The 16,600-nt window shown below is 45.7% G+C and carries 15 protein-coding genes and 1 pseudogene; 14 read left to right on the top strand and 2 right to left on the bottom strand.

What is annotated here, in order from left to right; translation table 11 throughout:
* The first annotated feature begins 2 nt into the window (after positions 1-2).
* The 3 genes from queA (at position 3) to yajC (ending at position 2,674) form a co-directional block, all read left to right on the top strand.
* Positions 3-1,031 carry a tRNA preQ1(34) S-adenosylmethionine ribosyltransferase-isomerase QueA gene (gene queA, locus AVZ68_RS01595; protein WP_059102780.1) on the top strand — a complete coding sequence of 343 codons (1,029 nt, stop codon included), beginning with the start codon at positions 3-5 and terminating at the stop codon, positions 1,029-1,031.
* Between the two features lie 22 nt (positions 1,032-1,053).
* Positions 1,054-2,202: a tRNA guanosine(34) transglycosylase Tgt gene (tgt, locus tag AVZ68_RS01590; protein WP_059102779.1), complete on the top strand. Its 1,149-nt coding sequence runs from the start codon at positions 1,054-1,056 to the stop codon at positions 2,200-2,202.
* 208 nt (positions 2,203-2,410) lie between these two features.
* Complete coding sequence (yajC, locus tag AVZ68_RS01585) at positions 2,411-2,674, top strand: preprotein translocase subunit YajC (protein WP_059102778.1); 264 nt, start codon at positions 2,411-2,413, stop codon at positions 2,672-2,674.
* A gap of 586 nt (positions 2,675-3,260) precedes the next feature.
* Here yajC and AVZ68_RS01580 read toward each other — a convergent pair.
* Positions 3,261-3,650: a TIGR04086 family membrane protein gene (locus AVZ68_RS01580; protein ID WP_059102777.1), complete on the bottom strand. Its 390-nt coding sequence runs from the start codon at positions 3,648-3,650 to the stop codon at positions 3,261-3,263.
* A 142-nt stretch (positions 3,651-3,792) separates the two neighbouring features.
* Here AVZ68_RS01580 and AVZ68_RS01575 point away from each other — a divergent pair, with 142 nt between their 5' ends.
* From AVZ68_RS01575 to AVZ68_RS01565, 4 genes and pseudogenes are all read left to right on the top strand, one after another.
* A complete protein-coding gene (locus AVZ68_RS01575) occupies positions 3,793-4,446 on the top strand; it encodes a DUF421 domain-containing protein (RefSeq protein ID WP_059102776.1) in 654 nt (217 codons plus the stop codon).
* 89 nt (positions 4,447-4,535) lie between these two features.
* On the top strand, positions 4,536-4,817 hold the full coding sequence (locus AVZ68_RS01570; RefSeq protein ID WP_059102775.1) for a hypothetical protein: 282 nt from the start codon (positions 4,536-4,538) through the stop codon (positions 4,815-4,817).
* 267 nt (positions 4,818-5,084) lie between these two features.
* Positions 5,085-5,230, top strand: a pseudogene (locus AVZ68_RS20630) (IS200/IS605 family element RNA-guided endonuclease TnpB); the annotation flags it as partial.
* Positions 5,231-5,306: 76 nt separating this feature from the next.
* Entirely contained in the window at positions 5,307-6,767 is a 1,461-nt protein-coding gene (locus tag AVZ68_RS01565) for an APC family permease (RefSeq protein ID WP_059102774.1), read from the top strand.
* Positions 6,768-6,949: 182 nt separating this feature from the next.
* Here the strand turns inward: AVZ68_RS01565 and AVZ68_RS01560 are convergent, their stop codons facing one another.
* The gene (locus AVZ68_RS01560; RefSeq protein ID WP_059102773.1) at positions 6,950-8,263 is read right to left on the bottom strand and encodes a nucleotide sugar dehydrogenase; all 1,314 of its coding nucleotides are present in this window, start codon (positions 8,261-8,263) and stop codon (positions 6,950-6,952) included.
* A 234-nt stretch (positions 8,264-8,497) separates the two neighbouring features.
* On the opposite strand from AVZ68_RS01560, the gene galU reads away from it, so the two are divergent.
* The 7 genes from galU to AVZ68_RS01525 all read left to right on the top strand — a co-directional run bounded on the left by galU (position 8,498) and on the right by AVZ68_RS01525 (position 16,582).
* Positions 8,498-9,385, top strand: coding sequence for a UTP--glucose-1-phosphate uridylyltransferase GalU (gene galU / locus AVZ68_RS01555; RefSeq protein WP_059102921.1), 888 nt, complete (start codon positions 8,498-8,500; stop codon positions 9,383-9,385).
* A 14-nt stretch (positions 9,386-9,399) separates the two neighbouring features.
* Positions 9,400-10,707, top strand: coding sequence for a UDP-glucose dehydrogenase family protein (locus tag AVZ68_RS01550; RefSeq protein WP_059102772.1), 1,308 nt, complete (start codon positions 9,400-9,402; stop codon positions 10,705-10,707).
* Positions 10,708-11,016: 309 nt separating this feature from the next.
* Positions 11,017-12,168 (top strand): glycosyltransferase, encoded by a 1,152-nt coding sequence (locus tag AVZ68_RS01545; protein ID WP_367576319.1) that lies wholly within the window; start codon positions 11,017-11,019, stop codon positions 12,166-12,168.
* A 6-nt stretch (positions 12,169-12,174) separates the two neighbouring features.
* Complete coding sequence (locus AVZ68_RS01540) at positions 12,175-13,323, top strand: glycosyltransferase (protein ID WP_059102771.1); 1,149 nt, start codon at positions 12,175-12,177, stop codon at positions 13,321-13,323.
* A gap of 9 nt (positions 13,324-13,332) precedes the next feature.
* Positions 13,333-14,106: a glycosyltransferase family 2 protein gene (locus AVZ68_RS01535; RefSeq protein WP_059102770.1), complete on the top strand. Its 774-nt coding sequence runs from the start codon at positions 13,333-13,335 to the stop codon at positions 14,104-14,106.
* A gap of 77 nt (positions 14,107-14,183) precedes the next feature.
* Positions 14,184-14,960, top strand: a complete 777-nt coding sequence (locus AVZ68_RS01530) for an ABC transporter permease (protein ID WP_059102919.1) — start codon at positions 14,184-14,186, stop codon at positions 14,958-14,960.
* A gap of 50 nt (positions 14,961-15,010) precedes the next feature.
* Positions 15,011-16,582: an ABC transporter ATP-binding protein gene (locus AVZ68_RS01525; protein ID WP_059102918.1), complete on the top strand. Its 1,572-nt coding sequence runs from the start codon at positions 15,011-15,013 to the stop codon at positions 16,580-16,582.
* Positions 16,583-16,600 lie beyond the last annotated feature (18 nt).

Raw genomic sequence — 16,600 nt, 5'->3', positions numbered from 1 at the left:
CGATGAGAGTAGAAGATTTTGATTTTACGTTACCGGAGCAGCTGATTGCGCAGACGCCGCTGACTGATCGCGCTTCTTCGCGCCTGCTTGTGCTTGACAAGCAGAGCGGCCGGTGCTCCGATAAGCAGTTCGAGGACATTGTCTCTGAGCTCCATAGTGGAGATTGCCTTGTCTTAAATGACACTCGCGTGCTACCGGCACGCTTATTTGGCCGTAAGGAAGAAACCGGTGGCCATATAGAAGTACTGCTGTTAAAGCAACGGGAGGGCGACGTTTGGGAAACGCTTGTGAAACCGGCGAAAAGAGTGAGGGAAGGGACCGTCCTCTCTTTTGGAGATGGCAAGCTTCGTGCTACCTGTTGCGGTGTTTCAGCCCATGGTGGAAGAAGCCTGGAATTCAGCTATGAGGGCGTATTTTATGAAGTGCTAGAAGCGCTCGGCTCCATGCCGTTACCTCCTTATATAAAGGAAAGACTCGATGATGCAGAGCGCTATCAAACCGTCTATGCCAAGCACCAAGGGTCTGCAGCTGCCCCAACGGCTGGTCTACACTTTACAAGCGAGCTGCTCGATAAACTGGAAAAAAAAGGTGTGCAGATCGCCTATATCACCTTGCATGTCGGTCTCGGGACGTTTCGTCCTGTCAGCGTTGAGACCGTGGAGGAGCACGACATGCATGCCGAGTTTTATGAAATGAGCGAAGAGACAGCGGCAACACTTAGAAAAACGCGTGAAAGAGGAGGCCGTGTGGTAGCGGTTGGCACGACCTCTGCGCGCACGCTTGAGACCATTTATGCCGATCATGGCGATTATGTGCAGGCGTCGGGGTGGACATCAATCTTTATCTACCCAGGCTATACCTACCAGGCGATTGACGGGTTGCTCACAAACTTCCACCTGCCAAAATCAACGCTTGTGATGCTCGTGAGCGCTCTGGTAGGAAGAGAAAAGCTCCTCGGGGCGTACGCACACGCGATCGAAGAAGAGTATCGCTTCTTTAGTTTTGGAGATGCGATGCTGGTCCGTCCTTAAGCGGATGAAGGGAGAAAAGAGAATGGCGGCAATTACGTACGAACATATCAAAACATGCAAGCAGTCAGGGGCGAGGCTCGGACGTGTTCACACCCCACACGGAACGATTGAGACGCCGATGTTTATGCCGGTTGGGACGCTTGCAACGGTTAAAACGATGAGCCCTGAAGACTTAGAGAGCATGGGCGCGCAAATCATTTTGAGCAACACCTATCATCTGTGGCTTCGGCCTGGAGAAGGCATTGTGAGAGAAGCCGGGGGTTTGCACTCCTTCATGAATTGGAATAAGCCGATTTTAACCGATTCTGGAGGATTTCAGGTATTTAGTTTAAGTGACTTGCGTAAGATTACAGAAGAAGGCGTGAATTTCCGCAACCACTTAAGTGGAGAGAAGCTCTTTCTTTCCCCGGAGAGAGCGATGCAGATTCAACATGCGCTTGGCTCAGACATCATGATGGCTTTCGATGAATGCCCGCCTTATCCAGCAGAGAAGCACTACATGAAAAACTCTGTAGAGCGCACAAGCCGATGGGCAGAGCGTTGCCTAACGGAACATCATCAGGCGGAGAAAGAGGAGCTTCAAGGTCTGTTTGGGATTGTTCAAGGGGGAGAATATGAAGATTTGCGCAAGCAGAGCGCGAAAGACTTGACATCCCTTGATTTCCCCGGGTACGCTATAGGTGGATTGTCTGTAGGCGAGCCAAAAGATGTCATGAATCAGGTGCTTGAGTTTACAACCCCGCTCCTGCCGGCGAACAAGCCGCGTTATTTGATGGGCGTGGGTTCTCCGGATTCTCTCATTGACGGTGCGATTCGTGGCATTGACATGTTTGACTGTGTATTGCCAACACGTATTGCCCGTAACGGGACATGCATGACAAGCGTCGGCAGACTTGTTGTTCGCAACGCCAAGTTTGCGAGAGACTTCAGGCCCCTTGATGAGAACTGTGATTGCCATGTGTGCCGCACGTACTCACGAGCATACATCCGTCATCTTATTAAGTGCGAAGAAACATTTGGTTTTCGTCTAACGACGTATCATAATCTTTACTTCTTGCTGAACTTAATGAAAGATGTGCGACAGGCAATTACAGATGATCGACTGCTTGATTTTCGCGAACAGTTCTTCGAAGAGTATGGTTTTAATCAGGAGAATGCCCGGAATTTCTAAAAAATGTATGTTCAAAAACGAGGGCATAAAGAGCCGAGAAGTTCAAGGAAGCGCCGCTTTGAGCATCAGAGCGTATGTTTCTAATACGTGAAGCGGAAAAGCAAGCTGACGCAGAAATTCGACAGCTAATTTTCCCGGACTTTTTGAACATCCTCTAAAAAGAAGCAAGGGATGATTTTCTGTACGTGTGAAGGGAGGGACCTAGTCAATGGAAGGTTTGGTTACGTTTTTACCACTGGTTTTGTTAATTGTGGTGTTCTATTTCTTTCTTATTCGTCCGCAGCAGAAGCAGCAAAAGCGCGTTCGTGAAATGCATGCGGCGCTTCAGCGTGGAGATAAGATCATCACGATCGGTGGCATGCATGGTGTGATTGATTCGATCGATGAAAGTGCTGTTGTCTTACTCGTTAACGATAACCGCAAGCTAACGTTTGATCGTTCGGCAGTGCGCGAAGTTGTGCAGTCTGACTAATAGGTGGAATGCAAAAGGACCCGATGCTAAGCTCGGGTCCTTTTCTTTGTCTAGCTCCGGTGGGTCTAGGCAACTCGCCGGAGCTTTTCGGTATTGTCTAGCTCCGGCGGGTAGAAGCTCGGGATTTTTCAGTCCTGCCCTGAAACTCAAGATCAGGGTTTCGAGTGCAGGCCTTCCAAAATCCGCGCTTCTAGCCACCCGCCTGCGCTTTTCTTTTTTAATTATTCAACTTTCGGACACGAAAAGCGCACCTCACCCACTGGTATAAGGGAATTAGGTGCAGCTACTCTCGACAGGAGCGTTCATACCGACAGAAGCGAGCCTCAATCGGACAAGAGGAGCGTTCATACCGACAGGAGACACACCAATCCCCAGGGTTCTCTCCTGCCAACAAGCAATAGGAATTCCGCTATATTTTTCAACTCCAATTAGAACTCAATTTTCGAACACGTAAAAAACAACTCATTCCCTGATACAAAGGAGTGAAGGTCGCTGACCCTGTCGGAGGAACCCACACAAGGGTGTTAATCCGGATGAGAGCAGTGATAATCCAGACCAGACGAGAAGGTCAACTATGTTTTTAAACTCAGAAAGTTGATTTAGAAGCACTAAGTAAGTTGACGCCAATCATACCGCCAATCGACGCACAGACGAGGTAGCCGAGGTGGGTGAGCCCCTGGCTTAGCGTAAACGCTTCATTGAATCCTAAATAAGAGACCATGAGGACGAGAAGTGAAAAAAGAAGCGCAGTCAATCCGCCAGCGAGCCAGCCCTTCGTTTTCGCCTTGGCCCCTGAAAAAAAGCCACCGATAAAAAGCGCAAGGAAAGCGAAGAAGGTCATTACCCAACCAACTGAATGTTCGGTAAGTGAACTAAGTGAGAGAACGGTGGCGACTAAAACGCTACTACCAATGGCGATGCCGACGGTGACAGCGAGTCCAAGCGCCACAGCAGGCATAAATTTTCCGTTTGTCATGACAAAATCCCTCCTTAATGGATTAGAGCTTGTTTGTACATGTCTATTCGCCTTACGCAGAAAAAGACGTATGAACTGGGAAAAGCTTCAGATCATGAACCTGAACTCTTGGGGCAAAGTAGGTGTAAAGGGGAGCGTCGCTATGGGACTTGAAACGATTATTTTTCGAACAATCATTGTATATGGTGTGGTTCTTGTTCTTTTGCGCTTGATGGGAAAGCGAAAGGTGGGTCTGCTGTCTGTTCTGGATTTCGTTGTCACCATTATGGTTGCTGAATTAGCAGTGGTGACAATTGAGAACCATCAAAACGCGATGCTACCAACACTTTTGCCGATTATGGTTCTATGTGGAATCCAAATTGGTTTTGCTTACATAACATTAAAAAGGGAGAATCGACGACAGCTCATCGACGACAAGCCTTCGACACTGATCGAAAAAGGGAAAGTGAATAAACACGAGCTAAAAAAGTGCCGTTACAGCGTTGACGATTTGCTTGCGCAGCTAAGACAGAAAAATATTGCTACGTTTGCTGACGTTGAATTAGCCATCCTTGAGCCGTCAGGAGAGCTGTCGGTGACTGAAAAGGACGAAGGACATTCGAGAATCACTCTGCCTCTCCCGCTCGTGGTCGATGGACAAATTCAACGCGAACACCTCGAGCAGCTCAAGCAAAATGAGTTTTGGCTTCGTCAGCAGATGCGCCATCTTGGGTACCGAGATATAAAAAAGATCTCCTACTGCTCCATGAAGGGAGAACATTCTTTCTTTGTGGACGCTAAAGATGATCGGCCCTAAATTGGGTGGGAGAAACCGGGTGAATGTGGACACGGTAGAATCACCATCACATATGCTACAGTGTACGACTAACACGAGGAGGCATAATGATGAGCGGAAACTATCACAATATGTGTAAGGCAAATGTGGGCAAATGTGTTCATATTACCGAGCACTGTGGACGTCGACATTACGGACGGATTGTGGATGTTGATGACAGACACGTCTATCTAACGGACAGTCGCGGTGGAAGTGGTTTCAGCTACGGCTGGGGCGGCGGCTGGGGTGGCTACGGTGGTTATGGCGGCTGGGGCTATGGCGGCGGCCGCGTGTGGCCTGTAGCTCTTGGGGCCATTGGCGGTTTTGCTCTTGCCAGCGCGTTTTTCTGGTAAGAAGAGGAGCGTCCTTCCAAAAGGGAGGGCGTTTTTTGGTGAGGTGAAAACAAAGATAGGAGGGAGAAAATTATAAGAAGTCCTGTTGTATTATAAAAACGCTTTTTATCGGTTTCCGAAAGAAGACTCCCTCTTCAAGCGCGTGTAGGGCGGAGCCCAGCGATAAGGGGGAGAAGAATGTCGGTTAGGTGCGAGCCTAAAGGCTTTGCTTCTCTTTCGAACGTTGGTATAATTAAATGAAGGAACGCAGGTTCCTGTGTTGTGGCTACCAACGGCAATAGTGCAATTGTTGGCAACAAACTCAAGTTGCTCAAGCTTGGATTGGTGTGCTTTGCGAAAAGTCGCGAGGTGGAAGGCCGTATATGTTAAGCGCCACCGTTCGACGTAGCGCTACAGGGACATACGTTGTTTCGAAAGTGTAGAAAAAATTGGGCGAGGGAATCCACCGCACTTTAGCCGAATGAATTGGTACATAAAAGGAGAAGAAGCATGGAGAAGCGAACGACGCTTAAAAAATCACTTAAGCCTCACTGGGTCTGGGCCATTGCCTTAGGATCCTCGATCGGTTGGGGAGCATTCGTACAGCCGACAACATGGATGTCCACAGCAGGCCCTCTAGGTGTCATTGTTGGATTTGGGATAGGGGCACTCCTCATGATGCTAATTGCGGTTAGCTACGGATTTCTCATCAAAAGTTTTCCTGTATCCGGTGGGGAGTTCGCCTATGCATTTATCAGCTTGGGCCGCACGCACGCGTTTATCAGCGGATGGTTTTTAACATTAGGATACATATGTATCGTGGCTCTCAATGCATCGGCATTTGCCTTGATGATCAAATTTGTTTTCCCGGCACTGATAGAAAATTTGCCTCTCTATCAAATAGCAGGGTGGGATGTTTTTGGAATGGAAGTTATTATCGCATCGGTTCTGCTCGGTGTATTCGGCTACTTAAATATACGAGGGGCGAGAATGACTGGTCGCACACAGTTTATATTTTGCTGCATTATGATCCTTAGTACAGTAGCGCTCACATTTATGGTAGGCGCGCAGCCCGGGGCAGGACTATCTAATATCGGGCCATTATTCCCAACAGAAACAACGGCATTTGCAGCAGTGATTTCGATTGTAGCCATTGCCCCTTGGGCATTTGTTGGTTTTGATAATGTTCCACAGGCGGCAGAGGAATTTCGTTTTTCATCAAAAAAAGCATTCTCATTAATTATTCTCGCCATATTATTCGCAGCTATATTATACAGTCTTATGATCATTGCCACAGCCATGACAGGTCCTTGGCAAGAGTTAGTTGCTGAACAGCATGCATGGGGGACTGGAGCGGCCGTGGAGGAATTACTTGGTACTATGGGGCTGGTTATTTTAGTAACAGCACTGACCATGGGGATTTTCACAGGTCTGAACGGTTTCATTATTTCAACGAGCCGCCTTTTGTTTGCAATGTCACGTGCCAAAATAATACCAAAAGCATTTTCCAAGCTGCACCCGAAATATAAAACACCATATGCCGGCATCATTTTCGTAGTCGTTGTGTCGATGCTCGCGCCTTGGTTTGGACGAGAGGCGCTCTTATGGGTCGTTGACATGTCAGCGATTGGAGTAACTATCGCTTATTTCTATACATGTTATACCGCCTTCTCGTTATTTAAGATGAAAAAGGACGGCACCTTCAACCCGGACAAACATGTCATATCGCCAGCTAAGAAGGCGATGGCTGGATTTGGAATGCTAGCAAGCTTGACATTCCTGGCTCTCTTGTTAATCCCGAGCTCCCCAGCATTTCTAGGAATCGAATCCAGAGTTGCGTTATACGCGTGGATCTTGTTAGGAGTTATCTTCTATCTTGTGAAGCGTACAGAATTTAACAAGATCCCTAAGGAAGAGCTGAATTATTTAATTTTAGGGGATAAGGAAATTAAGACGAAGAACCGGACTTGAGGATAAAAAAGGGTCGGAAGCCTCCGGTTAGCGATGTATAAATTGCGCCCGAGGCATCGCGAGGGTACGGCTGTGCGTCTGAGCAGATTTGCAGCCTATCTCTCTTCTCCCTTAAAAAACCCGTTAGGCAGTATAGTTGCTGCCTAACGGGTTTTTAGTAATTGTTTTTTGTGTAGACACTCCTACAGGCTCCAATAAAAATACCCTCTGGATTCACACGCTTTTCTGTCCAAGACACTCTTCACATCAACTAATACTTTCTTGTCGTTCTTATATAAACCGTCCAACACATCTAAATCATACGCTTCCTTGTATTCTTTGTGAGGGACGGCCAGTACCACGCAATCCAGTTCAGTTAACTGTTCTTTATTGACCAGTTGCATATGAAATTCATTATAAACGGCCCCCTCATCAGCAACTGGATCATGGACCAACACGTCTACGCCATATTCTTGCAACTCCGTAATAATATCAATAATTTTCGTATTGCGTACATCTGCCACATTCTCTTTAAACGTCAATCCTAGAACGGCCACTCTTGCTCCGTCAATTCCCTGCTTGGCTTTAATCATTTTTTTAATGATATTGCTCGCGATATATTTCCCCATGTCGTCATTAATTTTTCGTCCAGAAAGAATAATTTGGGAATGATATCCTAATTGTTCTGCTTTATACGTAAAATAGTAAGGGTCAACCCCAATACAATGGCCACCGACCAAACCTGGAGTAAAGTTTAGGAAGTTCCATTTCGTTCCTGCTGCTTCCAAGACGGCCTTTGTATTAATATCCATTTTATTAAATACCATTGAAAGCTCATTCATAAATGCGATATTAATGTCCCTTTGGGAGTTCTCAATAACTTTGGCAGCTTCTGCGACCTTAATAGACTCGGCTTCATGCACGCCAGCTTCAATAATAGAGTTATACACACTGGAAATTTCCTCTAATGCCTCCTCATCTGAGCCGGAGACAATTTTGACAATGCGTGTTAATGTGTTCTCTCGATCACCAGGGTTAATTCGTTCCGGAGAATACCCCACTTTAAAATCCGTTCCAAATGTTAAACCCGATTCTTTTTCAAGGATCGGGATACAGATTTCTTCCGTAGTACCCGGATACACCGTTGATTCATAGACAACAATGGAACCTTTTGTTAAGTTCCTCCCGACGGTTTCACTCGCACCAATCACAGGATTTAAATTAGGGGTTTTGTCCGTATTTATTGGCGTCGGCACGGCAACGACATGGAATTTACAACGGTTCAGTTCATCCTCATCACTTGTAAAAGTCATCGTGGTCGTTTGAACCATGTCATCGCCAACTTCATCGGTGACATCCACACCACTTAAATATTGATCCAATTTATTTTTGTTCACATCAAAACCGACGACATCATATTTCTTAGCAAACTCGACAGCAAGCGGCAGTCCAACATAACCCAAACCAATGACAGCGATTTTTTCTTCTTTTGACTGCAGTTTATCAAATAAATTCATAGCATCCATGCCTTCCTTTGTGCACATAATTTTAAGTTAATGAATGTCAGAAATGACTGTACGGATATATCTTTACCCCGTCTAGTACTCCCATTATACAGCTTTCATAGATGTATTGCATTTCTTTCTAAAGACAAAATTGGGGTAAAGATCTGGGGCATGATAAACTTATAAAGAGAATTTACCAAAATGGTTTTGCACGTTATCTATGAGGCCATGAAGGAGCTACCCCTAATGAACATAAAAAAAGCGATCATCCCAGCGGCTGGACTTGGCACACGGTTTCTACCTGCAACCAAAGCACAGCCAAAGGAAATGCTTCCAATCGTAGATAAGCCAACGATTCAATATATTGTCGAAGAAGCCGTCGCTTCAGGAATCGAAGATATTATCATCATATCGGGAAGAGGGAAGCGGGCCATCGAAGACCATTTTGATACTTCCTATGAGCTAGAAGAAAAACTCGAAAGAAAAGGGAATAAAGAAATGCTTGAGGTGGTCAGGTCGATATCCAATCTGGCGAACATTCATTACATCAGGCAAAAGGAACCGAAGGGACTTGGGCATGCCATTGCATGTGCACATAGCTTCATCGGCAAGGAGCCGTTTGCTGTTCTTCTGGGCGACGACATCGTGGAAGCGGAAGAGCCATGCTTAAGCCAACTCATCCGAGTATATAATGAACACGCTTCTTCTGTGATCGGAGTTCATGCTGTCCCGATGGAAGAGGTATCGAAGTATGGCATCATTCAACCACTCACAACGAACAATTATGGTCCTTCCATTAGAGCCATCGATACGTTAGTAGAGAAGCCGGAAAAAGAAAAGGCACCTTCAAACCTGGCCATTATGGGGAGGTACGTGCTTTCCCCGGAGATTTTTGATACTCTAGAAAATCAGGAACCTGGAAAAGACGGGGAAATTCAATTAACCGATGCCATTGAAAAACTGAACGAAAAGGAACAGGTATTGGCCTATCATTTCACGGGCAAGCGTTATGATATCGGAGGAACATTGGGATTTGTGCAGGCCACGATTGATTTTGCATTAAACCGTGAGGACTTGCATGATGACATCAAGAATTATATGACAAAAAAGCTAGACGCCTTGAGTAAGAATTAGGAGTGAACCCCCAAATGGAAATAGCCGTTATTGGAACTGGATATGTAGGGCTCGTAACAGGTGTCTGTTTATCCGATCTTGGCAATCAAGTGACATGTATTGACATCGATGAAGAAAAGGTGTCTACATTAAAAAAAGGAACGAGCCCCATTTATGAAGAAGGATTGCCGGAGCTGCTCCAAAAAAATATAGAAAAAGGCCATTTGAACTTTACCACGGATTATAAAGAAGGGCTTGTTGGAAAACAGGTCATTTATATCGCCGTTGGTACGCCCCAAGGGGAGGACGGGTCTGCAGATTTAACCTTTATTCACGCTGCGTGCGAATCGATCGCAAAGAATCTTGAAAATGACGTCATCATTGTCACGAAAAGTACGGTCCCGGTCGGAACAAACGAACAGATAAAAGATACCATCCAATCTTATCTAACGAACGAGGTGACCATTAAAATAGCGTCAAACCCTGAGTTCTTGCGCCAAGGCTCAGCGGTTCATGACACGTTTCATGGGGATCGAATCGTGATCGGATCAGATGATGAACAAGCCCTTGAAGTACTGGGAAAAATCAATGCTGACTTTCACCTTCCGATCGTAAAAACAGATCTCAGAAGTGCTGAAATGATCAAATATGCCTCCAATGCATTTTTAGCGACAAAAATCAGCTTTATCAATGAAATGGCGAATTTGTCGGAAAAAATCGGCGCAAACATTGATCATGTCGCAAAAGGGATGGGTATGGATAAACGAATTGGCTCTACCTTTTTGAATGCAGGCATTGGCTACGGCGGTTCCTGTTTCCCGAAAGATACAAGAGCTGTCATTTCGATTGGCAAACAAGCAGCTTATGATATGCCGATATTAGAAAATGTAGTGGATGCAAATGAGCGACAAAAAGGGGTGATTGTAGATAAAATTCTGCGGCGCTTCGACACGGTCAAAGAAAAAACAGTGGCTGTATTGGGACTGGCGTTTAAACCAAATACAGATGATATGCGAGAAGCTCCTTCCATTTCCGTTATTGAAAAGCTTTTGGAGGAGGGGGCTAGTATAAAAGCCTACGACCCTGCTGCAAGCCGGAATGCGACAACGGTTTTACCCACTACCATAAACTATGCTGCCAGTATAGAGGAAGCCGTTGATGGGGCAGATATTGCGATCATTCTTACGGAATGGAAGGGAATTAAAGAATTTCCGTTTGAAAAATATGAAGAACATATGGCGGAGCCAGTCCTGTTCGACGGGAGGAATTGCTTTCCGCTTGAAGACGTGAGAAACAGCGGCATCGAATACCATTCCATCGGACGTCCGTCTATTTACACGTAAGAGTGAAAAGGAAGTTGGCGCGGTGCTGGCTTTCTTTTTTTTTCTAGCTCCGGCGGGTAGAAGCTCGGGATTTTTCAGTCCTGACAACGAAATCTAAGATCGGATTTCTTTTGTCAGGCCTTCCAAAATCCGCGCTTCTGTTCGACCCGCCTGCGCTTTTCGGTATTGATGGGGTGCCAGAGGTAAGCGACAGGTTCAGCCCCTCTTTTCATCATTCCGACAATTTATTTGTTCACTAGAACTATGGTATAATGCGTTGAGTTAAATGCCGTTTAGATGCAAAGGGTTGCGTCGCAAAGGGGAAGGACCATGATTTCTGTGGAAAAGACAAAAGTGCTGTTTTTTATCTACCAAATGGGGGCTGGTGGAGCTGCCAGGACGCTGTTAAACATCATAAACAATATCGATAGAACGACATTCACTCCTGTTTTGGTGACATTAAATTATAATGGAAGTTATGAAGAATACGTACATCCAGATGTGAAATTGATTAAATTAGAAACAAAGCGCTTAAGGTCCGCCGTCTTTCCTTTAGCTAAAGTCATCAAGGAAGAGAAAGTTGATATCGTCTTCAGTACGATTCCAAATTACAATACGATCGCGATCCTTGGAAATTTGCTTTCGTTCACACGGGCAAAGAATGTCGTTCGGGAGGCAGCCTATCTCGGCGGTGATTTTTCAACGAATGTAAAATTAGTGGCCTATGGATTGCTGTATAGACGATCCAGTAAGGTGATTGCCTTATCCAAGGGTGTAAAAGAAAACATCGTCAAGCGCTATAAAGTAAACCCTGCAAACATTCAAGTGATCTATAACCCCGTTGATGTGGAAAACATCCAGCAAATGATTGGAACAGAAAAAATGACGGATGAACACCAAGCCATTTTTTCTAAAGACCAGAAAGTAATTATTGCAGCAGGGAGGCTGGTGAGCGATAAAGATCATCGCACATTGATCCAGGCCTTTGCCAAAGTAAACAGTCAAATGAAAAGTACATTGGTGATCCTTGGTGAGGGGGAACTGGAGGACGATTTAAAGGAACAGGCGCATGAACTCGGTATTCAGGACAGCGTGCATTTCCTTGGCTTCCAGCGCAATCCCTACATTTATTTTAAACAGGCAGATCTGTTTGTGTTATCATCCACTCGTGAAGGGTTCGGTCATGTATTGACAGAAGCGCTCGCCGCAGGCACGCCAGTCCTTTCGACCAATTGCCGGCCCGGTGCCCAAGAGGTCTTGAACCACGGAGAGTTCGGCACATTGTGCGAGATAGGAAATGCTTCGGAGATGGCTACGAAAATGATGGAGTTATTGACAATGGATGAAGAGAGACGTGCCGCAGTCATCCAAAAAGGGAGAAAGCGGGCCAATGATTTTCATGCGAAAGCGATTGTGAAACAATATGAAGAGATGTTTACGCAGACATTGATCCAGAGCAATAAAGAAGTGGATAGGGGCTGAGGGAGCATGGATACTCCAAAACAGGTGGTGCACATGACGACGGTGCATCATCCGTATGATCCGCGGATTTATCATAAAGAATGCCAATCACTCCAAAATGCAGGCTATGAAGTGACACTCATTGCGCAGGAAGATGAGAAAGAACCACAGAAAGCCAACCCGATTCACCATATCCCGGTGAAACAATACTCAAGCCGATTCAAACGAATCATCTTCGGCACCTTTGAGGCTTACAAAAAAGCGAGAAAATTAAAGGCCGATGTTTATCATATTCATGATCCAGAGTTATTGCCTACTGCGTGGCTTCTGAAAAAGAAGGATAATGTGGTCATCTATGACATACATGAAGATTATATCACGGGGATCATGCAGAAAGATTATTTGAAGACCCCCCTTAAAAAAGTCGTGGCCACCATCTATAAGTTTATGGAGAACTTTTTCTCTCGCAACCTTGAGCTTTGTTTGGCGGAAAAATATTATAAAGAGATGTACCCACGAGGGAAATGTATTTTAAACTACCCTATGGTGAATGAAACATTTATAACTCACGTACGTGTGGGGCCAGCAGAGAACAAGTTATTGTATACGGGCAATGTCTCCTTGGTGAGAGGTGCGCTGTTTCATGCGAGGCTGCCTTCCATCGATACGTCCATATCTGTACATCTTGTTGGCAAATGTCCAAGTGACCTGGCAGCGGAAATGTACGCTGTTTCCGGCAATGAAAAGGACAATTTGGTCATCGAGGGAATCGACTCGTTTGTTAAAAAAGAAGAGATAGATCAACGGTATCTTAGCCGCAACTGGTTAGCAGGGATTGCTATCTTTCCACCGACTGAGCATTACATGAAGAAAGAGCTTACCAAGTTCTTTGAGTATATGAATGCAGGTCTTCCGATTATTTGCTCGAACTTCCCTGTATGGAAAAACTTTATGGATACATATGAGTGTGGCATCGCCGTTGATCCGTATAATGACAAGGCTATTCAGGAAGCGATAGACTATATAAGGAAGAATCCAGACGAAGCTAGGCGAATGGGTGAAAACGGAAAGAAGGCCGTTTTGGAAGAATTAAACTGGCGTACAGAAGAACAAAAGCTGATTGCATGGTATAACAAGTTGTTAAATCAGCGTGGAAGGGCCAGTATGGAAGGTTAGTGCGATACATTGAAACAGAATCCTGTAATTTCAATCATCACGCCTGCGTACAATGCCGAAACATTTATTGGAGAGACCATTCACTCGGTTTTGGCTCAGACCTATCCTCACTGGGAAATGATGATTGTCGATGATCAGTCTACAGACGGTACGATCGAAGTGGTAAAAAGGATGCAGGAAAAGGACACCCGAATCAGACTGGTCGAACTAAAGGAGAATTCAGGGTCGGCCGTTGCCCGCAACACGGCTATGGAGAACGCGAAAGGCAGGTACCTGGCGTTCTTGGACAGTGACGACCGTTGGATGCCGGAAAAGCTAGAGAGGCAGCTAGTATTCATGCAGGAGAGAGATGTTGCCTTCTCTTTCACCAAGTATGTCCGGACGCTTGAAGACGGCACAGAAACGAATGCTGTCACCAACGCCCCGGCGACGGTCGGTTACGAGGACTTGATGAAACGATCCGTCATTGGATGCCTGACCGTTATGCTGGATCGTGAAAAAATTGGCCATGTAGAAATGGTGAACATCCGTACTCGGCAGGATTACGCGCTTTGGCTGAACCTAACCAAAAGAGGGTTTCTGGCTTACGGAATCCCTGAAGTGCTGGCAAAATACCGTGTGGTGGAAAATTCGATCTCCAGTAATAAATGGAAAGCGGCCAAACGAAATTGGTATGTGTTTCGCCATATCGAGAAACAAAGCGTATGGAAGAGCATGTGGTATTTTTCTCATTATGCTGTGCTATCCATTCGAGATATGATTAAATATAAAATGGCTTCATAAGTAGTTTAATCTACCTAACAAAAGATGATATAAAACACAGTTTCACAGTTAGAAACTAGGCGGTGTCAATGGTACTTATGAAAACTTATTTACAGGAAGTGCTGAAACGAAAGGATTTATTGATATATCTTGTTAAATCCGGATTAAAGGCTGAACATCGAAACAGCTATCTGGGTTATTTTTGGTGGTTACTCGATCCACTGCTCAGTGTGTTGGTCTTTTATTTTCTAGTCGTCATCATTTTAGAGAGAGGTGGCGAGAACTACCCGCTGTTTCTTGTGATTGGGTTGGTGGTGTGGCGCTGCATTAGTACAACGATCAATTCATCTGCAAAGTCGATCATGCGGTACAGCTCGATCGTCAATCAAGTGTATTTGCCCAAGTCGATTTTTCCGCTTTCTTTTACGTTTACTCAGCTCTTTAACTTTGCCTTTGGGTTGGTTGTCATCGGAATCTTCCTTGCATTTTTTGGCGTCATGCCGGGGTGGGAGGTTGTCTACCTGCCGCTACTCATTGTCATCCAGACGATGTTTTTACTAGCCATAGGCATGATTCTCGGGTATGTGACCGTTTTTGTACGGGACATCGATAATGTGCTGCAGCATGTGACGCGGGTTTTCTTCTACGCCTCCCCGATTATCTGGGAAGGCGGTAGACTGCCGCCTGAATACAGCTGGGCGGTTGACTACAATCCGGTAGCCATTATTGTGGAATCCTACCGGGATATCTTAATGTATCAGACGACTCCGAATTTCAGTGGCCTTGCCGTCATTTTCGTTCTATCAGCTGCGACCGTTTTATTTATGCTATGGTACTATAGTAGGAACGAACATAAAATCATTAAAGCATTGTAAAGCTACCATTAAAAAAGAGGGTTTTTGAATTGACTAATGAGAATTCAAAAATGAATAGTAATCACGACAAAGTCATAAAGGCGAAAAAAATCGGTGTCTCTTTCTACGCCGGAAACCACAAGGATGATTTCAAATCGCGCGTTCTCCGTTTCCTTAAGGAATGGAAAGTGCCGAAAGCAACGATGGTATGGCCGCTCGAAGATATCAACTTTGAAGGGAACCAAGGAGAGATTCTTGGGATTATCGGCTCCAACGGGGCGGGGAAAACGACGCTCAGTAAAATCATTGCCGGCATCCTCCAGGAAGATCATGGGGACATCGAGGTGAATGGCAAAGTGACGGCCCTGTTTTCCTTTGGCATGGGCTTCAACAAGGAATTAACAGGCGAGGAAAATGTCTACCTTAATGGAATGATGCTCGGGGTCGAGAAAAGTTTGATTCACCGCTATATTGGCGATATCCATGAATTTTCCGACCTTGGAGACTTTTTCCATCAGCCGATGAAATACTATTCAAGTGGGATGAAAGCACGGCTCGGCTTCAGTGTCGCGGCCCATCTCCAGCCTGAAATTCTCATTTTGGATGAAGCGTTGAATACCGGCGATGCAAAATTCTCCAAAAGAGCGGCAGAAAAAATGAAGGAACTGGTCAAACAGGCCAAAATGGTCATCGTCGTTACCCACAGCCTTGGCTATGCTCAGCGCAACTGTGACAGGCTAATGTGGATCGATGGGGGTCAAGTGCGGGAAGTTGGCGATCCCAAGGAAGTCATCGCCCATTATAAAGCAACGGTTCCGCCAAGACCGCCTAGGCGGCACCGCAACCTTCAATTGAAAAAAACAAGAACGACGATTACCGAGAAGGCCATCATCAAGGCCGAAGATGTGGGCGTGTCCTTCAAGTTTAATACCGGCACATTCTGGGCATTGAAAGACATTAATTTTGAAATTAAAGAAGGGGAAGTTGTCGGGATTATCGGTCATAATGGTGCGGGCAAAAGCACTCTCTGTAAAGTGCTGACTAAGATCCTTTCCCCAGACGAAGGAAACTTGGAACTACGCGGGGAAACGTCCGCATTGCTCGGCTACGGAACCGGCTTTAACGCGCATTTGAGCGGGACAGACAATATTTACCTGAACGCGATGCTGCTGGGCATCCCGAAGAAACGGGTGGACGAGAAATATGAGGAGATTATCGAGTTTTCCGGACTCGGGGAGAAAGTAGAAAAGCCGGTGAAGGACCTCTCCAGCGGAATGAAAGCACGGCTTGGGTTCAGCATCGCTGCCATCCTCAAACCGGATATCTTCATTATCGACGAAGCACTATCCACCGGGGATCTAGCCTTTAAACAAAAAGCAAGCGAGAGGATTCAGGACATGATGGAACGCGCGAAAGCCGTCATCATTGTATCCCACAGCCTCACGTTCATCGAGCAAATCTGCACCCGCGGCATCTGGATGGACAAGGGCCGAATCCGCTTTGACGGAGAGGTTGAAGAAGCAGTAAAGCAATACCGCGAATCTCAAGGGGTTATGAAACAAGGAACTAACAAAACCGAGGGAAAACAACCAAAGAAAAACAATGCAAGAACTAATCGGCCGACCGCAAAAGCTGAAACGTAAATGTAAAAAAGGTGATGG

The sequence above is a fragment of the Shouchella shacheensis genome (assembly GCF_001484965.1).
Taxonomy (GTDB): Bacteria; Bacillota; Bacilli; order Bacillales; family Bacillaceae_D; genus Shouchella; species Shouchella shacheensis.
This window is presented reverse-complemented; position numbering and strand designations above follow the sequence as displayed.